Raw genomic sequence first — 18,917 nt, forward strand, 5'->3', positions numbered from 1 at the left:
ATGGTGTGGAGGTCTATGATTTTACCTATATCAATTGGTTCTGGATAGGTGCGGCATTGCTGTCCGTGTTATTGGCGTTGCTGGTGTGGAATGCAAGCAATAAAGAGTAGTGTTTTTTGTGTTATCGTTCTTTTATTATGTGCGTTATGATTATATTCGCAAAAAAAAAATTAGGAACTGATAATAAAGGAGGGATGCTATGCTTGCATATACATATATCGAACATGGAAAATTCGGGCTGTTGGACAAACCAACGCCCGATTTGAGAGATTCGCGCGACGCTATTGTTCGTGTAACACTTGGCAGTATCTGTACCAGTGATTTGCATATTAAACATGGTAGCGTGCCGCGTGCTGTCCCCGGAATAACGGTCGGGCACGAAATGGTGGGTGTTGTTGAACAGGTTGGGAGCAGTGTAATTTCGGTCAAACCGGGTGACAGGGTTACTGTAAATGTTGAGACTTTTTGCGGCGAATGCTTTTTCTGTCAACACGGATATGTGAATAACTGTACGGATGTGAATGGTGGTTGGGCATTAGGATGCCGTATTGATGGCGGACAGGCGGAGTATGTCAGAGTCCCTTATGCCGATCAGGGATTGAACCGTATTCCTGATTCGGTGAGTGATGAGCAGGCGCTTTTTGTAGGCGATGTGCTTGCAACTGGTTTTTGGGCGGCTCGTATCTCGGAGATTTCTGAAGAGGATACTGTACTTATTATAGGGGCGGGACCTACCGGGATATGCACTTTGCTTTGTGTGATGTTGAAGAAACCGAAACGCATTATTGTTTGTGAAAAGTCTTCCGAAAGGATTCGGTTTATTCGTGAGCATTATCCTGATGTGCTGGTGACAATACCGGAGAATTGTAGAGATTTTGTGCTTCGAAACAGTGAGCATGGCGGTGCTGATGTCGTGTTGGAAGTGGCTGGGGTTGAAGATACTTTCCGTATGGCATGGGAATGTGCCCGTCCTAATGCGGTCGTCACTGTAGTAGCCCTTTATGACAAACCTCAGCTCCTTCCCTTACCGGATATGTATGGTAAGAATCTGACTATCAAAACAGGTGGGGTTGACGGATGCGATTGCGCCGAAATACTCTGTTTGATTGAGGAAGGAGAGATAGATACTACGCCGCTTATTACACATCGGTTTCCTTTGGGGAAGATTGAAGAGGCATATCATATTTTCGAAAATAGATTGGAAGGGGTGATTAAGATTGCGATAGAAGGAAAATGAGAATTATACTATTACTTGTTGGAATCCGGTGCACGGAGTTGCCAAAAAGCTACGGCAGCGGCTGCTGCCACATTGAGTGAGTCGACATCATGTGACATGGGGATGCGTACTACATAGTCGGCTTCGGCAATCGTTTCGTATGATAGTCCGTCTCCTTCAGTTCCCATTATAATAGCTAATTTAGGTTCGGTTGCCAAAAGAGGGTTATCGATGGAGATGGAATCATCCGTTAGTGCCATAGCTGCAGTACGGAATCCTAAATCGTGAAGCTTGCTAAAGGAGGTATCCAGCCAAGTCCATGGTACCAGAAAGACTGACCCCATAGATACTCTTACTGCACGACGGTTGAGCGGATCACAGGAAGTAGGAGTGAGCAATACAGCATCTATGCCAAGAGCAGCTGCAGAACGGAAAATGGCTCCGATATTGGTTGCATCAACTACGCCGTCTATTACCACGATGCGGCGGGCTTCCCGACATATTTCTTCGATGTTATGTGGTTTAGGGCGACGCATAGCGCAAAGAACACCACGGGTCAAAGTGTATCCGGTCAAGGTAGCAAGCAATTCTCTTTTACCTGTATAGACCGGAATATTTCCACAACGTTCAATGATAGTTGCAGCATCACCTGTGATGTGCTTTCGCTCACATAAGAGAGCTAAAGGTTCATAGCCTGCATTGATAGCCACAGAAATAACTTTAGGACTTTCTGTGATAAAAATACCTTTGGATGGTTCGATACGATTGCGTAGCTGCGCTTCGGTGAGAGTACTGAAGATTTCTACTCCTGGGTAGGATAGTGATGATATTTCGATGATGGGCATATTGCTATTTATTAATGGTGTTATATGTTTTGGAGACTTTTGCGCTAGGTTTTTATTATTTTCCGATGCAGAAGTGCTGAAATATATTCTGTAATATCATATCATTCGTTACTTCTCCTGCAATATCACTCAAATGGAAAATACATTCCCGAATATCTTGTGATACGAAATCCCCAGAAATATTATTTGCCAAACCTTTCTGCACTCGGTGGATAGATTCCAATGCATTGTTTAACGCTTCATAATGGCGAACATTGGTAACTATAACATCATTTTGAGTAACAGTAGGAAGATGAGCAGATGTTATCAACATTTGTTGAAGTTCTTCAATATGTTCTCTATTTTTTGCGGATAGGATGATTGATTTTACATTGTCAGGAAAATCATTAGGAATACTATTTTGTATATTATCCACCAAATCGGCTTTGTTGTAAACGAGGATAAGCTGCTTTCTTTCACAACGAGGAAGAAGTTGACCGGCTAATTGGGTAACTTGAGTTTGGGCATCCGTAGCGTCAATTATCCAAAGAACGATTTCTGCTTGATCTAATTTTTGGAAGGTACGTTCAATACCGATACTTTCAATCGTATCGTTGGTTTCACGGATACCTGCCGTATCAATAAATCTGAAAGTGATCCCACCTATATTAACTGTATCTTCGATGATATCTCGTGTAGTACCATGAATATCACTGACAATGGCTTTCTCTTCATTAAGTAAGACATTGAGTAACGTAGATTTTCCTGCATTCGTTTCACCAACGATAGCTACAGGAACACCGTTTTTAATGGCATTACCTACACTGAATGAATTTACCAAACGAGCTATGACTTTTTCAATGTTATTCGCTAGTTGGCAAAGCTCGGAACGGTCGGCAAATTCCAGCTCCTCGTGATCACTAAAGTCTAATTCCAATTCGATAAGTGAGGTAAAATGAAGCAATTGATCGCGTAAAGCAGTAAGTTCTTTACTGAAACCGCCCCGCATTTGGCTCATGGCAAGACGATGGGTCGCTGCAGAAGACGAGGCGATTAGATCGGCAACTGCCTCAGCCTGACTTAAGTCCATTTTCCCATTTAGGAACGCACGTTGAGTATACTCACCCGGGGCGGCCATACGACAACCGCTCTTGATAAGTAGTTGTAATACTTTTTGAAGAATATAGGCTGAACCATGGCAAGTGATTTCTGTGCTATTTTCACCGGTATAGGAGTGAGGTGCGCGAAATAAACTGACAAGTACTTCATCTATAATTTCAGGACCGTCATAAATGCGCCCAAAAGTAAGTGTATAGGGTTTGCCGTTCTCTAATTTTTTATTGGTAGCGGCGGGGATAAAAATGCGAGATGTGATCTCAATAGCTTCCGGTCCGGAAACACGAATACATCCAATAGCCCCTCCTTGGGCGGTCGCTATGGCGCAAATTGTATCTTGGTTCATTATTTCCAGTTTATTTTATTTGGCAAAGATAGTGGTTTCTCTTAATTTAATGTTTAATGCTATTAAAAATACTTCAAAAAGGACGTATTACATTGAGAAGGATTATTTGAAGGAAATACGTAATGGTAGAGTAGAAGAACTTAGCACCAGATGAATCAGAAATCGCAGTATTACAAATAGATGTCTTGCTGTAAAAAATGTGAGTAGCTATGGGTAAAGAATAACGAGGAAATGTAAATATAATCTTTATGCTTCTCTCTGATTTAGTATTGGCTAATCTGAAACCATCCCCAACAAATAGTATACAAATAATAGCCCTCCATAGCTATGCCTGCTGCTACTGTGACAAGACGCCCACGCATGCAAAACAACAGCAGGCATATCATGCAGGATGTAATAAATATAACAAAGCCTTATTCATTGTACTATCTGATAGAAATGATTAAGACTTTGTTATAAGATACTTAAATACGTTCGAGTACTTTAAGAATAAGCTGGTCTATTGTATTCTTATATCCGGTATTGGCTTCTTTAATTAAGCGGTTGGCAATTACCATGCAAATGGTCATAGCTTTATGCCCCATTAAACGGCTTAAACCGGCTAATGCTGAACTTTCCATTTCAAAATTAGTAATCCTATAACCGTTGTATTCGAATTTCTCAATTTTATCATTTTGATGTGGGTCTGCCAGGGGGACACGCAGTTCCCGCCCTTGCGGGCCGAAGAATCCTCCGGCGGCAATAGTGACGCCTCGTACCATATCATCTTCGGCTATACGATCTATCAATTCTGTATCTGCATCAATTACGTAAGGAGCAGGAGCACACATATTTCCCGACCATCCCATGTGATTAAGGAAAGCACGTTCGAAAGGCAAATCACAAACAGTATTACGTCCGGCATAGAAGTTCAGTAAGCCGTCGAAACCGATGGATTTGGCAGAGCAGACAAAAGTTCCTACGGGAGTGTAAGGCTGCAGACCGCCGCACGTACCGATACGAACCAATTCCAATTGGCGTAGCTGAGGCTTTTCCTCTCTCGTCTGAAAGTCGATGTTGGCAAGGGCATCCAACTCATTCATAACAATATCAATGTTATCACAACCGATACCGGTAGAAACAACAGTGATACGTTTACCTTTGTAAGTACCTGTAATCGTCTTAAATTCGCGGCTTTCTACTTCACATTCTTTAGTCTCAAAATGGGAAGCGACCAATGCTACCCGGCCGGGGTCGCCTACGAGGATTACTTTATCTGCCAGCCATTCAGGCTTTACGTGTAAATGAAAAACGGAACCGTCTTCATTGATAATAAGTTCGGAAGATGCAAAATACTTTTTCATGTTACGGGGTATTATAAGTTCGTTTATAAAGAGAAAACGCCGGTAACCGATTTCTGTTCACCGGTTCCGACGTTTATATCGGCAGCTTTACCGGGTTATTTGCTCAATGGCTGGTTGGATGTACCGGTTGTCGGCTTGGCAATGTTCTCGCGCATTGAAGTGTCCGCCTCAATGTTTTTCATCCGGTAATAATCCATTATACCCAGATTACCGCTACGGAATGCTTCTGCCATAGCCTTAGGTACTTCAGCCTCGGCTTCGATAACTTTAGCACGCGCCTCTTGTGCTTTTGCTTTCATTTCCTGTTCACTGGCAACGGCCATAGCACGACGCTCTTCAGCTTTTGCTTGAGCGATATTTTTGTCCGCATTAGCCTGGTCTATCTGTAAGGCAGCACCGATATTCTTACCTATGTCGATGTCGGCAATATCAATAGACAGGATTTCAAAAGCCGTACCGGCATCCAATCCTTTACGAAGCACTAACTTGGAAATGGAATCGGGATTTTCCAAAACCGATTTATGGTTTTCAGAAGAACCGATGGATGATACGATACCTTCGCCTACACGAGCAAGAATAGTATCTTCTCCGGCACCACCTACCAGCTGACGGATGTTGGCACGTACTGTTACGCGGGCTTTGGCAATCAGCTGGATACCGTCTTTTGCCACAGCTGTAACAGGCGGGGTGTCAATAACCTTTGGATTTACCGACATTTGAACTGCTTCAAACACATCACGTCCGGCAAGGTCGATGGCAGTTGCCATTTGGAAAGGTAATTCGATGTTGGCCTTAGAAGCCGATACTAAGGCATGCACTACTTTCTCGACGTGTCCGCCGGCCAGATAGTGTGCTTCCAGTTCATCGCGGGTGATGTTACTCAAACCGGCTTTATGTGCTTCAATCAGGCCCGGCACAATGATATAAGGCGGTACATTACGAATACGCATCAGGAATAGTTGAACCAGTGATATGTTAACCCCTGAAACTTTGGCAGACAGCCATAGGAAGAATGGTACATAGTGGAAAAACAGTACCAGAAAAATGATACCGCCTATGATAATAAAGGCGGTGAGATACATCGTGCTTGGATCCATGATTTTAGTTATTAATGATTACTTATTAGTGATTTGTAATTTACGATTTGTTCTTCTCCACAAGTATTACTCCGTCTGTAATGCGATTTACTATAACGGGAGTTTTTTCATTCAGAAAACCGTCTGTGGATTTTACTTCTACGATGTCACCGTTTATCTCGGCATATCCGATGAGAGCAAGACGGGTAGTGGTAGTACCGGTATCACCTATCTTTACCTTCTCTTCGGCACTACGGTCTACTTTTGAAGTGATGTTTTTTTTCAAAGCTATCTTATCCAGGGTTTTGGAGCGCATGAACCACACTAATGAACCGACGCAGGTTATAGCGGATATGGCGAGTGTGATAAATCCTGCTGTTGTTCCTAAATTGGCAAAAGCATAGTAATTGGCGTAAATGATACAACCGCCCGCTAAAAAGCCGGCAATGCTGATACCCGGTATTATGAATAGTTCTACGAGGAACAGTATAACTGCTGCAACGATTAAAACTGCGATGATGAATATGTCCATGGCTGTTCTATTTAATGATTTGCTTTTCTAACTTCCGTACTTGGATAGCAGCACGGTCTATTTCGGTTACCAACTGTTGCACTCGTTTTTCTAAATCAAGTATGGCCGGAGCCATTTTATTTTTTTCGTTTTGATTGACACGTGAATATTGAGTACGCATATTTTCCAGTTTACCCAGTTGCAGATTATAGCTTTCTTCCAGTTGCAGATATTTTTTAAATTGCGCTTTTGCCTGCGGAGAGCGGAAATCGGCAGCATAATGATAAGTATTTCGATCATCAATCACGAACTCGAATTCATGGTGTTTTTTTGTTTCCGGCTTTTCCTGCATTATTTCCCGCAGGCGTTTTCTTGCATCAGTTACCAAACTTTCATCTGTCCAAGTATCTCTAATGGAATGGAGCCGGGCAAGCTTTATAAGCTTGTTTTTATCCATGCTTTCGTAGTTGTATACTTGTTTGGATGAGGCAGGAATGAATACATATACACAGACTTTACCATCCGGCTGATAGCGGTCAGATGCAAACCAACCGAGATTGTTGAACTCATCTATAACGTACATATAATCGTTGTAAGGCGAGTTGAACGGCATGCCTACGTTCTCCGGAGTTAAGTAAGTGTCTGCATTCGTGTTGTAGCGTGTTACGAAAATATCGTATCCGCCCATTGATGAAGGACCGTCTGCTGCGTAATAGATCGTGATGCCGTCTGCCAATACGTATGGATAACTGGCATTCACGGACTCGTTGATACTGCCGGGGAGCATACTGCCTTTCCCCCATTCGTCCATCATTTTGTTGCGCGACAGGATATTGAGCGTACTATCTTTCTGTAACTCGCTATAATAAATCTTATTTCCCAGCTCCGTTTCGTATACGGTACCGCCTGTACCATTGGAATTCTCAAAGTAGGCATCGTACATAAACAATTTCCCGGATTCGGGACTGATTTTATATGCTTCGAGAAAATCTTTCTTATCTACAACAAAACTGTCGATGAAGCACACTTCTTCTACGCCTTTCAGCAGACGAAGATTTGCTTTACTCTTTTCCAGAAGTTTTTCGGCTTCGGTGGTAGAACGTTTCCTTTTTGCCAGTTCGGCAATATAATCTTCATAGGTGTTAACGGCGTCTTCAAATCGGTAAGTGGCATTATAAGCTTGTGCCAGAAAAAGCTGCCCGCTGGTAGCCCGGCGCTTTACGGCTGTTTCCAAATACTTTATGGCTTCTTCCGCTTCTCCCGTATTCAGACAACATACTCCATACCACAAATTGTAATTTCCGTTATTGGGCTGTGATTTCACAAATTTCTTAAAGGCGGGCTTTGCTTGTTCATATTGGCCTTTTTCATAGAGCGCTTTAGCCTGGGCAAGGGTTTGCGCTGAAGCATGTATTCCCCAAAAAACAAAAAGTAAAAGCAGTATATATTTATTCTTCATACTAAAAATCTTTTTAATGAGTTCAAAAATACAAATTAATCGGGAATAAAGCTGTTTTCCGTGATTCTATTATGTTAATTCTTCTTTAAATGATTCTTTTCAGTTACTTTTGCAGCCGACTTTTAACTGATTTTTATGGCACGGTTTACAGAGGAAGAAAAGACATTGCGACGTATTGAAAAACGGTTCAGTAAAGGTGTGGTGGAATACCGACTGATTGAAGACGGCGACAGGATTCTCATCGGGCTTTCCGGTGGGAAAGATTCTTTGGCGTTGGTTGAACTGCTGGCTCGTCGTGCCCGGGTTTTTAAACCGAAGTTTTCGGTGATTGCCGTGCACGTAGTCATGAAGAATATTCCTTATCAGAGCGATGCGGAGTATCTTAGAAATTTTGTAGAATCATGGGGCATACCTTTTGTTCTGTATGAAACAGAGTTTGATGCGAGTACTGATACTCGTAAATCCCCTTGTTTTTTATGTTCTTGGAATCGGCGAAAGGCTTTATTTACTGTAGCTAAAGAGCAGGGATGCAACAAAATTGCATTGGGACATCATATGGATGATATTTTGGAAACTCTGCTGATGAATATTACCTATCAGGGGGCATTCAGTTCGATGCCACCGCGGTTGGTAATGAAGAAGTTCGATATGACGATTATACGGCCGATGTGTCTTGTACACGAAGCGGACTTGATAGAATTGGCGAGGATAAGGGATTATCGGAAACAAATGAAGAACTGTCCTTATGAATCGCAGTCGAGCCGAAGCACGATGAAAGGTATTTTACATCAGTTGGAAGAGATGAATCCTGAAGCCCGGTATAGTTTATGGGGGAGCATGAGTAATGTGCAAGATGAATTGTTGCCGAAAAGAACAGAGATAGGATAGACCATTAATAAGTAATTTCTAAATATTCAATTATTATATGAAAGCTTTTTATACCATTTTACTTTTAATTGTATCTAATGTCTTTATGACATTTGCCTGGTACGGACATTTGAAACTGCAAGAAATGAAAGTTATCTCTAATTGGCCGCTTTATGCCGTTATCTTGTTTTCATGGATGATAGCGCTGGCAGAGTATGCTTTTCAAATTCCGGCAAATCGTATCGGTTTTATCGGTAACGGCGGTCCTTTCTCATTAATGCAGTTAAAGGTTATTCAGGAAGTGGTAACGCTTATTATCTTTACGATATTTACCACTGTGCTGTTTAAAGGGGAATCTTTGCATTGGAACCATTTTGCGGCATTCGTATGCCTGGTCTTGGCAGTATATTTCGTTTTCTATAAATAACAAATTAGCGGGTTTTACCCGCTAATTTGTTATTTTCCTGTCATATACTTTTCCATTCCTTTCGTATAGAACATCTGGAATTCTCCGTTTTCATCAGTATATATAAAACATGCGTCAAGGTCGGGATGGGCGTCGGCAAAACGTTCGGCTTCCTCCAATCCCATCACCATGAAGGCGGTGGCGTAAGCATCTGCGCTCATACAATCGCGGGCCACTACGGTGGCCGACAGAATGTTATGCTGTACCGGATATCCTGTACGCGGGTCGATGGTATGGGCATATTTCTTGCCGTCTTTATAATAATAGTTTCGATAGTTGCCTGAAGTCGCTATACCCACATCGGTGACCTGTAATACCGTTTGCAATTCCTGATTTACGGCAAGCGAATCATCTATCGGTTTGTTGATACCGATCCGCCATAAACTTTTTTTCGGGTTTTCTCCGCGAACTACTACTTCTCCGCCTATATCTACCATAAAATTCCTGATACCTTTCTTTTCCAACAGCTGTGCAACGACATCTACTGCATACCCTTTGGCTACGGCACTGCACGAAAGCATGATACGAGGGTCTTGTTTGATTACCTTTCCGTCAGCGGATAATGAAACTTTTGTGTAGCCTGTAATATCCAATAGGCTGTCTATCATGGTGGAGTCGGGAAATGCCCCTTTCTTGAATCCGAATCCCCAAGCATTGGCTAATGGGGCTACTGTGATGTCAAAAGCTCCTTCGGTCTCCTGGGATATTTCCATACTGCGGCGGAATACGTTGACAAAGAATGTGTCGGGAATAATATTTTCGTTCCGGTTGATACGAGTAATGGTAGCTGTGTCATTGAATGGCGACAGTGAACCGTCAAATCGTTTGAGCTCGGTTTCTATTTCTGCTTTTAAATCACCGTCGTACTGGTAAGTTATGTTGTAGACGGTTCCAAAAATCAGTCCGCTGGCAGTCTGATAAGGAGCCGTGCGATTGTGACGCGCAAGTATTCCGATAGTACCTAATACGAGTAAGGCAATCCATAAAAAGTTCCGTTGTACTTTCTTATCCATAATGTCTGATACTAAAATAAATGAATCAAATTTTTCTTTCTCTGGTTTGCAACTCTTAACTCAAGAATAAGTGTTCTATCAATATCTTTGTACCGATAATGATAAGGATAATACCTCCCCAAAGTTCTGCACGCAGCTTGCGGGCAATACCACATCCGAATCGGATACCGAACATCAGTCCGATAAATGATAAAGCAAAAGACACAAACCCTATGATGCCGATAGGCGGCAGAATGGCTGCAAAATTACGGACACCCAGAAATGCAAACGAAATGCCTACCGCCAAAGCGTCGATACTGGTGGCTACTGCTAATGCGGAGACTACTTTCAGACTGGTTGGGTCGAATTCATGCCTGCAGCCTTCATCTTTAAAAGATTCCATGACCATGCGTCCACCAAGAAAAGCTAAAATGGCAAAAGCTACCCAATGGTCTATACTTTCAATGAGATGGCTGAAAAAACTGGCGCCTATCCAGCCAAGCAATGGCATGAGCGCCTGAAAAAAGCCGAAAGCCAACGCCATTATCAGCATCGGACGCAGCTGAACACGTTTTAATATAATCCCACTGGCTATAGATACGGCGAAACAGTCCATCGCAAGCCCTATAGCAAGCAGCCAGATTTCTAATCCTGTCATTGTCTCAGAATGGTAGTTTATAAGTTATTGTATAGGTAACCCCGGTTGTGTTTCCGTTGTATTTGCCGTAGCCCGGTACATACCACGGATCTCCGTGCCCGGCAACGGAAGAACTCAGACGGAATTTAAATCGTAGGGCCCAACCCATATACAGGTCTTTCCATACGTGCGCCCGTATGCCGACGCAAAATTCAGCCCACTGCATCGAGCCTTTCATTCCTTTATAATTAAAAGGCAGGCTGTTTCCCCAAATGCCGTCTACTAAATTCGGATTACCCAAACTACCGCCGTATTCAGGATCGTTGACTGCTAACGCTTCTACATCATATTTAAAACCGGTTGCCGCATAGCGCAGACCGACGAGAATCATATGCCCGTGTTTCTTGTTATAAAGTGCGTTATAGTCCATGCCGATGCGGAAATAGGGAGCGCCGGTTTTATAATGTACTCCTTTGTCACTCCAAGTATCGGTATTGCCGTATCCTAATTCTACAATGGGGAAAAAACGGTTTTTAAGATTTACATCGACAGCCACTTCGCTGCTGAAGAAGTCGCTTCCAAGCAGTTTGCTTCCGGGACCCCATAAATCTACGCTGACAGAAATACCATTGTATAGCGGATAGTACACTTCCTCTTTGGCTTCCTTTTTCTCCTTTTTGGGCGGGTTGTTTGCCGGTGGGGAAGAAAGGTTGCTGTTTTGCGCCTGCAAGGGAAGAGACAACAGTAAACAGAGTGCCAGACTAATAGAATAGCTTAAGATTTTCTGCTCCATAAATTCCGGCTTCTTTATTTGCAATGCGAATAGAATCAAGGCTGTGACGACTATAACGTACACCTGTTATGGCTTGTTTCATTTGATAACCGCAATCCATTGACAGGAAGTAAGGTGTATTGGTCTGGTGGACGACAAGTGTGTCTGTCAATGTTTCGCTGTAACGAAATACCAGTACAGTGGAGTCGGCGGTATATCTCAATGGCAATGATAGGTCGTGCACTTTCTTTTGGTTGTTGATGATAACGGAATCCGTACCAAAGGCAGTAACCGTCAACGAATCCAGTGTATCATTAGATACCACTTTGGTTTCAGGATCTAATGTATATAGGTAACATTGCATCATGGCTCGTGTCGCCATTGAGCAGTCTGCTTCTTCCGAACAGGATATTACTACGCTGAAAACAGGGAAAAGAATAGCCCCGAATATTATGAACTTGACTAATGCTTTCATGGTTAAATCATTTTCTCAATTTGGTACTTGTTGCGCTCCGGCGCATTGCGGGATATCAGTTCTCCGAGGAAACCGGCCACAAATAACTGCGTACCGATAATCATGGATGTTAGTGACAGGTAGAAGTAAGGGGAGTCTGTCACAAGGCGGTATGGCATACCCTGGTTCATGTAATACAGCTTACTGGCGCCGACTATAATGACAGCGACGAATCCGATAAAGAACATCAGCGAACCCAATATGCCGAAGAAGTGCATAGGTTTGATACCGAACGTGGAAAGGAACCAAAGCGATATTAAGTCCAGATATCCGTTGAAGAAACGATTCCACCCGCCGAATTTTGTTTTGCCGAATTTCCGTGCCTGATGATGTACGACTTTCTCGCCAATTTTCTTGAATCCGGCATTTTTCGCGAGATAGGGGATATAACGGTGCATTTCACCGTACACTTCTATGTTTTTTATAACGTCTCTGCGGTAGGCTTTCAGGCCGCAGTTAAAATCATGCAGGTTCTTTATGCCGGACACCTTGCGTGCCGTGGCGTTGAACAGCTTTGTCGGTATGGTCTTTGACAGCGGATCATATCTCTTTTGTTTCCAGCCGGATACCAGGTCGTAACCATCTTCCGTAATCATGCGGTATAGTTCCGGTATTTCGTCAGGACTGTCTTGCAGGTCGGCATCCATTGTAATCACGACATTGCCTTGGGCCTGTTCAAAACCGCAATAGAGCGCCGGTGATTTACCGTAATTGCGACGGAACTTTATTCCGCGCACTTTATCGGACTTTGCTTGTAATTGCTCGATTATTTGCCAGGAACGGTCGGTACTTCCGTCGTTGACGAAAATAACTTCATAAGAAAAGTTATGGGTTTTCATTACCCGCTCAATCCATGCAAACAATTCCGGAAGAGACTCCTCTTCATTATATAAAGGAACGACAACTGAAATATCCATTTGCTTATTTACGATTTTACTATTTACACTATACCTGAATTTATCTGAAATCCGTCTTTGCTTGTCATTCCTTCTTACGTCTCATTACAAATAAGGCGGTGGGAAGAGCAAGTAATGAGCCGCAAAATACATTCCATGACACCAATTGCATGGTGATGTCTATGGGAGTGAGCGATTTCACAGTCTCCAGTGTTTCTTGAAACATGTTTGCGTAGGCTTCTATGCCCGGTACGCCACTTTGATTTAAAATATCGATTTGCGACTCGTAGGCATTGATAACGAAACCATGATCGATGAAACGGAAATAAATGTAATGTGCCACAGCCGTCAGCAATGCGGCAAACATATACATAAATACTGTGAATATCCATGCATGTAGGAAGCTGATACCGCCACCGCATACAGTATTACGATACATTCGTACATAATAATACCCCATGAAAGGAACACATAACGTGAGCCCTACGAAAAGGAAAGATAAAAACGGAATTGTCAGCCCCAGAGGAAAGAGAATGAATTTTAAAATCCAATATCCGCCTAAATAGGTGCCGAACAACATCGCGTATTGCATGTAACCTTTATTTTCTGCCATTTTTCTTAGAAATATGGCGCAAAGTTATAAATAATATTGGTTGTAGACCCTGTATTCTTGTTAAAGTTGAAAAAAGTTAGGGTAAGGTATTGCGGATTTAAAATTTTTATCTACCTTTGCACCCGCAAATATGGGTAAGTCCTATACGGCCAGCTCCCTTCAAATCCTCCAGGGCTTGATCGCAGCAAAGGTAGTTGGTTGTAGCGGCGCGATATAGAAAGCTTACCCGCCTGCCTCTTTAGCTCAGTTGGCCAGAGCACGTGATTTGTAATCTCGGGGTCGTTGGTTCGAATCCGACAAGAGGCTCAAAAAAAGAGATACGTCAGTAATGACGCATCTCTTTTTCTTTATAATATTGCTATAAAAGATGAGGGAGTACACTGTTATGGTGTACTCCCTCTAACTTTTTAATACCTGTCATTTACTGACTTTTACATGTACTTATTTTATTCTTCTGTATCCGTATACGGCGTTGTTTCCTAGCTCTTCTTCGATGCGTAACAGCTGATTGTATTTGGCCATACGGTCTGAGCGGCTTAAAGAACCGGTTTTGATTTGACCGCTGTTGGTCGCTACGGCAATGTCCGCAATCGTAGCATCTTCCGTTTCACCGGAACGGTGAGAAGTAACGGTTGTGTAGCCATGACGGTGCGCCATTTCGATGGCATTCAGCGTTTCTGTCAAGGAGCCGATTTGGTTTACCTTTATCAGTATGGAGTTTGCGCAACCTTTTTCGATACCCATGGCGAGGAAGTCCACATTGGTGACAAACAAGTCGTCACCTACCAGTTGGCAGCGGTTTCCGATGCGGTCGGTCAGTTTTTTCCAACCTTCCCAGTCGTTTTCGCTCATTCCGTCTTCGATAGAATCGATAGGATATTTGTTAATCAGTTCTTCCAGATAATCAACTTGCTCGTTGGCTGTGCGTTTCTTGCCTTTCTCGCCTTCGAATTTACTGTAATCGTAAATGCCGTCGTGATAGAATTCGGAAGAGGCGCAGTCCATAGCAATCATTACGTCCTTACCCGGTTCGTAGCCGGCAGCCTTAATGGCGGCAATAATCGAGTCCAAAGCGTCTTCCGTTCCTGCCAGACCGGGAGCGAAACCGCCCTCATCGCCAACGGCGGTACTGAGGCCGCGGTCGTGCAATACTTTCTTCAGGGCGTGGAACACTTCTGCACCCATGCGTAGGCCTTCGCGGAAAGAATTGGCGCCTACCGGGCGTATCATAAATTCCTGGAAAGCGATAGGGGCATCACTGTGCGAACCGCCATTGATGATATTCATCATCGGAACCGGCATTACATACGTATTTGTTCCACCGATATAGCGGTAAAGGGGAACGTCGAGGTAGGCCGCCGCCGCTTTGGCTACGGCAAGTGAAACACCCAGAATGGCATTGGCGCCCAGATTGGATTTGGTCTTTGTGCCGTCCAGCGCCAGCATGGCATGGTCGATGCTCATCTGTTCGAGAGCAGACATGCCAATCAGTTTGGGAGCGATGATATTATTAATATTGTCAACGGCTTTCAGCACGCCTTTGCCGCCGTAACGTTTCTTATCGCCGTCGCGCAATTCCAGAGCCTCATGTTCGCCGGTGGATGCGCCGGAGGGTACGGAAGCGCGGCCGATAAAGCCTGACTCCAATATTACATCAACTTCTACAGTAGGGTTTCCTCTTGAATCGAGAATCTCACGTCCGATAATCTTTTCTATTTTCATCTTATTTTATTTTAAATGTAAATTCTATGACTATAACAAGCGAAAACGGAAAATTGTTCGGGCTTTCAGTCTTTTATTACGAGTCCCAACAGGCTGGTCAGGTCCATGGCTTGGTGGGTACTGACGATAGCTCCCCGTATGTCCGGCAGATTGACATGTATGCCCTCGATATGCGAATCACTCAAATCGATGCCTCTTAGCGGAGTATGCGAAAATTCCGCTTCCACCAGTTCGCAATCTGTAAAGGCGACGGAAGTCAGTTTGCAGTCGTTGAGGTCGCTGTTGCGCAAATCACAGGTGGCGAATTCCGCCTGGTTGATTTTACTCATGGACAGATTGAGATATCTTGCATTGCAATCCCGCATCCTGCAATGATTCAGAATCGTTTCGGGCAGGTTTGTCCCGACCAGCTTGCAGGAAATGAATTCTACCCGGAAAAGGGAGCTCTCCGCAAACGATATATTGGACAAATCGCAATGCTCGAAACGGACATCCGTAAAGTGGGTTGCCTTCAGTTTGCAGTTGTTGAACTGTACATGACTGAAAGTACAATTGGTGATACTCTTATAAGAGCAATCGATAGACTCTTCCGTCTGTTTGTTGAAGCGCAGCCCTCTGACGGTTTCTTCTGTCACGAACCATTCCTTGAGTGATTTGGAGCTCTCGGCCTGTCCTTCAAGAGTGGGCGAGACAATCCGTACGGGCGGCATGCTGAAAGGTTTGCTCGGTCTCATGGCTGCCATTTTAAAAGGTCTTTCCTAAAATACTTCCGCCCAATACCGCAAAAAATCCCAATAAAATACTTAATAAGGTATATAGGGCGAATAACCCGTAGAATCCTTGTTTTATCAGAATCAATCCGTCATTGGAGAATGTGGAAAAGGTGGTGAAGCCGCCGCACAAGCCGGTAGTCAGCAGCATTCTTACTTCCGTGGATAAGTTGAAGCGCGCGGACAAGGCATAGAACAATCCTATCAGGAAACTTCCGATGATGTTTACGGCAAATGTGGCCCAGGGAAAGGAGTAGGGTACTATCCGTTCGTGGAGCGCCATTTGCGCGCAATAGCGCAATACGCTGCCGGTGCCGCCGCCAAGAAATATGGCTATCAGTATTTTAGTCATAATAATCGAAGTCTGGTATTTGGTTGGCAAAGATAATGTTTTCATCCCATTTGTATTTTCGACTGGGCGTCTTTTCTTTAAAAAACAGGTTTATAATCACTTATGCAAACGTTTGCTTTTATTTCATATCTATTTTCATTTGATAACTTTAAATCAGGAGACTTTCCTGCTTATATTTGCATTAAATAAATTATAAACCATAGCATGAGAAACATGAAAGCAATTTGCACTAAACTAACCTGCTTCCTGCTCGCCCTTTTTATGGGCAGCGCAGCAATGGCCGGGAGCATAACCTCGCCCAACGGCCAACTTCAATTAAACTTCTCCGTCAATCCTCAAGGTGAACCTGTCTATGAACTTTTCTATAAAGGAAAGGCCGTTATTAAACCTTCAAAGCTCGGTTTGGAACTGAAGAACGATCCGGGACTGATGAACGGATTCACTCTGACCGATACCCAAACTTCCACATTCGATGAAACATGGGAACCGGTGTGGGGTGAAGTGAAACAAATCCGCAACCACTATAATGAAATGGCCGTAACGCTGAACCAGAAAGCGCAAGACCGTAATATCATTATCCGTTTCCGTCTTTTCGACGATGGTCTCGGGTTCCGTTATGAGTTCCCCTTGCAGAAGAATCTGAATTACTTCGTTATCAAAGAAGAACGTACCCAGTTTGCCATGGCGGGGGACCATAAGGCATTCTGGATTCCGGGTGACTACGATACGCAGGAGTATGACTTTACAGAGTCCAAACTCTCCGAAATCCGCGGCCTGATGAAAGGAGCCATTACCGGTAATGCGTCGCAGACGCAGTTCTCTCCGACAGGCGTACAGACTTCTCTTCAAATGAAAACGGCCGACGGCCTGTATATCAATCTGCACGAAGCCGCTTTGGTAGACTACTCTTGCATGCACCTGAACCTGGATGATAAGAACCTTATTTTTGAATCTTGGCTGACACCCGATGCGGTAGGTGATAAAGGTTATATGCAGGCTCCCTGCAAGTCGCCGTGGCGTACGGTGATTGTAAGTGACGATGCGCGCGATATCCTCGCTTCCAAGCTGACTTTGAATCTGAACGAGCCTTGCGCTTATGAAGATGTTTCCTGGATTAAACCGGTGAAGTATGTAGGCGTATGGTGGGAAATGATTGCCGGTAAGAGCACATGGGCATATACGGACGATCTTCCTTCCGTTAAGTTGGGCGAAACGGACTATTCCAAAACAAAACCCAACGGACGTCATGGCGCCAATAATGAGAATGTGAAGAGATACATAGACTTTGCGGCCGCCAACGGTTTCGACCAGGTGCTGGTAGAGGGCTGGAACGAAGGTTGGGAAGACTGGTTCGGACATTCCAAGGATTATGTTTTCGATTTTGTAACTCCGTACCCCGATTTCGATGTAAAGATGCTGAATGCATACGCCAAGAGCAAAGGCGTTAAGCTGATGATGCATCATGAAACCTCTTCTTCCGTCCGCAATTACGAACGCCATATGGATAAAGCCTATCAGTTTATGGTGGACAACGGTTATAACGCCGTGAAGAGCGGCTACGTAGGCGATATCATTCCCCGCGGCGAACATCACTACGGACAGTGGATGAACAATCACTATCTCCATGCCGTAAAGAAAGCCGCCGACTATAAAATCTGTGTCAACGGCCACGAAGCCGTACGTCCTACCGGGCTGTGCCGTACTTATCCGAACCTGATTGGTAACGAATCCGCCCGCGGTACCGAATACGAGGCATTTGGCGGTAGCAAGCCGTTCCACACTACACTGCTTCCGTTCAACCGTCTTATCGGCGGTCCGATGGACTATACTCCGGGTATTTTCGATACAAAACTGGATTTCATGGGCGACCTGCCTCACGGACAGGTGCAAACCACGCTTGCCAAGCAATTGGCTCTTTACGTAACCCTTTACAGTCCGCTGCAAATGGCTGCCGACCTGGTGGAGAATTACGAGAAGCACATGGATGCGTTCCAGTTCATCAAGGATGTAGCCGTAGATTGGGATGATAGCAAATATATCGAGGCCGAACCGGGAGATTACATTACCGTAGCCCGTAAGGCGAAAGGTACCGATAACTGGTTTGTAGGCGGTATTACAGATGAAAACGCCCGTACGGCCGACTTTACGCTCGATTTCTTGACACCGGGCAAGCAATATGTGGCTACCCTGTATGCCGACGGTAAGGATGCCGACTACAAAGAGAACCCCACTTCCTACCGGATAAAGAAAGGCATCGTAACCGCCAAAACCAAAATGTCCGTTAAGGAAGCGCGTAGCGGTGGCTTTGCGCTGAGCTTGATTGAAGCTACTCCGGCTGACAAGAAAGCTGTGAAGAAGTGGAAATAATCAGGGTAAAAAGAGTTTCCGATTAGGTATTGGTTGGCTCCCCGCCGGATTTTCGTTC

The 18,917-nt window shown here is 44.1% G+C and carries 19 protein-coding genes, 1 tRNA gene and 1 pseudogene; 6 read left to right on the forward strand and 15 right to left on the reverse strand.

Annotated features, from left to right (window positions below):
- Both BHV73_RS03855 and BHV73_RS03860 read left to right on the forward strand, forming a co-directional pair.
- Positions 1–110: pseudogene (locus BHV73_RS03855) on the forward strand (MFS transporter); the annotation flags it as partial.
- An 89-nt stretch (positions 111–199) separates the two neighbouring features.
- A complete protein-coding gene (locus BHV73_RS03860; protein WP_286736760.1) occupies positions 200–1,237 on the forward strand; it encodes an alcohol dehydrogenase in 1,038 nt (345 codons plus the stop codon).
- Between the two features lie 11 nt (positions 1,238–1,248).
- Here BHV73_RS03860 and BHV73_RS03865 read toward each other — a convergent pair whose 3' ends face one another.
- The 6 genes from BHV73_RS03865 to BHV73_RS03890 all read right to left on the reverse strand — a co-directional run bounded on the left by BHV73_RS03865 (position 1,249) and on the right by BHV73_RS03890 (position 7,891).
- A complete protein-coding gene (locus BHV73_RS03865) occupies positions 1,249–2,061 on the reverse strand; it encodes a TrmH family RNA methyltransferase (protein WP_286736762.1) in 813 nt (270 codons plus the stop codon).
- A 55-nt stretch (positions 2,062–2,116) separates the two neighbouring features.
- On the reverse strand, positions 2,117–3,502 hold the full coding sequence (gene mnmE / locus BHV73_RS03870) for a tRNA uridine-5-carboxymethylaminomethyl(34) synthesis GTPase MnmE (RefSeq protein WP_196053331.1): 1,386 nt from the start codon (positions 3,500–3,502) through the stop codon (positions 2,117–2,119).
- 464 nt (positions 3,503–3,966) lie between these two features.
- A complete protein-coding gene (locus BHV73_RS03875; protein ID WP_286736764.1) occupies positions 3,967–4,845 on the reverse strand; it encodes a nucleoside phosphorylase in 879 nt (292 codons plus the stop codon).
- Between the two features lie 95 nt (positions 4,846–4,940).
- On the reverse strand, positions 4,941–5,942 hold the full coding sequence (gene floA, locus BHV73_RS03880; protein ID WP_009121428.1) for a flotillin-like protein FloA: 1,002 nt from the start codon (positions 5,940–5,942) through the stop codon (positions 4,941–4,943).
- Positions 5,943–5,982: 40 nt separating this feature from the next.
- A complete protein-coding gene (locus BHV73_RS03885) occupies positions 5,983–6,453 on the reverse strand; it encodes an NfeD family protein (protein ID WP_009121429.1) in 471 nt (156 codons plus the stop codon).
- 7 nt (positions 6,454–6,460) lie between these two features.
- Positions 6,461–7,891 carry a tetratricopeptide repeat protein gene (locus BHV73_RS03890; protein ID WP_195621822.1) on the reverse strand — a complete coding sequence of 477 codons (1,431 nt, stop codon included), beginning with the start codon at positions 7,889–7,891 and terminating at the stop codon, positions 6,461–6,463.
- Positions 7,892–8,026: 135 nt separating this feature from the next.
- Between BHV73_RS03890 and BHV73_RS03895 the strand changes: the two genes are divergently transcribed.
- Both BHV73_RS03895 and BHV73_RS03900 read left to right on the forward strand, forming a co-directional pair.
- Entirely contained in the window at positions 8,027–8,779 is a 753-nt protein-coding gene (locus BHV73_RS03895; RefSeq protein WP_087412565.1) for a PP-loop family protein, read from the forward strand.
- 37 nt (positions 8,780–8,816) lie between these two features.
- Entirely contained in the window at positions 8,817–9,185 is a 369-nt protein-coding gene (locus tag BHV73_RS03900) for a DMT family protein (protein ID WP_004289767.1), read from the forward strand.
- Between the two features lie 29 nt (positions 9,186–9,214).
- On the opposite strand, the gene BHV73_RS03905 is transcribed toward BHV73_RS03900, so the two are convergent.
- The 6 genes from BHV73_RS03905 to BHV73_RS03930 all read right to left on the reverse strand — a co-directional run bounded on the left by BHV73_RS03905 (position 9,215) and on the right by BHV73_RS03930 (position 13,648).
- Positions 9,215–10,237 carry an FAD:protein FMN transferase gene (locus BHV73_RS03905; RefSeq protein WP_087412564.1) on the reverse strand — a complete coding sequence of 341 codons (1,023 nt, stop codon included), beginning with the start codon at positions 10,235–10,237 and terminating at the stop codon, positions 9,215–9,217.
- 55 nt (positions 10,238–10,292) lie between these two features.
- Positions 10,293–10,874 (reverse strand): manganese efflux pump MntP, encoded by a 582-nt coding sequence (locus BHV73_RS03910; protein ID WP_009121433.1) that lies wholly within the window; start codon positions 10,872–10,874, stop codon positions 10,293–10,295.
- Positions 10,875–10,878: 4 nt separating this feature from the next.
- Positions 10,879–11,646: a DUF6048 family protein gene (locus tag BHV73_RS03915; protein WP_087426280.1), complete on the reverse strand. Its 768-nt coding sequence runs from the start codon at positions 11,644–11,646 to the stop codon at positions 10,879–10,881.
- A complete protein-coding gene (locus tag BHV73_RS03920) occupies positions 11,615–12,100 on the reverse strand; it encodes a DUF6452 family protein (RefSeq protein WP_087412562.1) in 486 nt (161 codons plus the stop codon). The genes BHV73_RS03915 and BHV73_RS03920 overlap by 32 nt, the downstream gene beginning before the upstream one ends.
- Positions 12,101–12,102: 2 nt before the next feature.
- Positions 12,103–13,056, reverse strand: a complete 954-nt coding sequence (locus BHV73_RS03925; protein ID WP_022219574.1) for a glycosyltransferase family 2 protein — start codon at positions 13,054–13,056, stop codon at positions 12,103–12,105.
- 64 nt (positions 13,057–13,120) lie between these two features.
- Complete coding sequence (locus BHV73_RS03930) at positions 13,121–13,648, reverse strand: DUF4199 domain-containing protein (RefSeq protein ID WP_087412561.1); 528 nt, start codon at positions 13,646–13,648, stop codon at positions 13,121–13,123.
- A 232-nt stretch (positions 13,649–13,880) separates the two neighbouring features.
- Between BHV73_RS03930 and BHV73_RS03935 the strand changes: the two genes are divergently transcribed.
- Positions 13,881–13,954, forward strand: a tRNA-Thr gene (locus tag BHV73_RS03935).
- 135 nt (positions 13,955–14,089) lie between these two features.
- On the opposite strand, the gene eno is transcribed toward BHV73_RS03935, so the two are convergent.
- From eno to crcB, 3 genes are all read right to left on the reverse strand, one after another.
- Complete coding sequence (eno, locus tag BHV73_RS03940; RefSeq protein WP_009121438.1) at positions 14,090–15,370, reverse strand: phosphopyruvate hydratase; 1,281 nt, start codon at positions 15,368–15,370, stop codon at positions 14,090–14,092.
- A 65-nt stretch (positions 15,371–15,435) separates the two neighbouring features.
- A complete protein-coding gene (locus BHV73_RS03945) occupies positions 15,436–16,104 on the reverse strand; it encodes a pentapeptide repeat-containing protein (RefSeq protein WP_286736855.1) in 669 nt (222 codons plus the stop codon).
- Positions 16,105–16,114: 10 nt separating this feature from the next.
- Positions 16,115–16,492, reverse strand: coding sequence for a fluoride efflux transporter CrcB (gene crcB, locus BHV73_RS03950; protein WP_087426279.1), 378 nt, complete (start codon positions 16,490–16,492; stop codon positions 16,115–16,117).
- A 204-nt stretch (positions 16,493–16,696) separates the two neighbouring features.
- Here crcB and BHV73_RS03955 point away from each other — a divergent pair, with 204 nt between their 5' ends.
- The gene (locus BHV73_RS03955; protein WP_022219579.1) at positions 16,697–18,859 is read left to right on the forward strand and encodes a glycoside hydrolase family 97 protein; all 2,163 of its coding nucleotides are present in this window, start codon (positions 16,697–16,699) and stop codon (positions 18,857–18,859) included.
- The last annotated feature ends 58 nt before the right edge of the window (positions 18,860–18,917 follow it).

This window comes from Bacteroides sp. 44_46 (genome assembly GCF_001915465.1).
Lineage (GTDB): Bacteria > Bacteroidota > Bacteroidia > Bacteroidales > Bacteroidaceae > Bacteroides > Bacteroides clarus.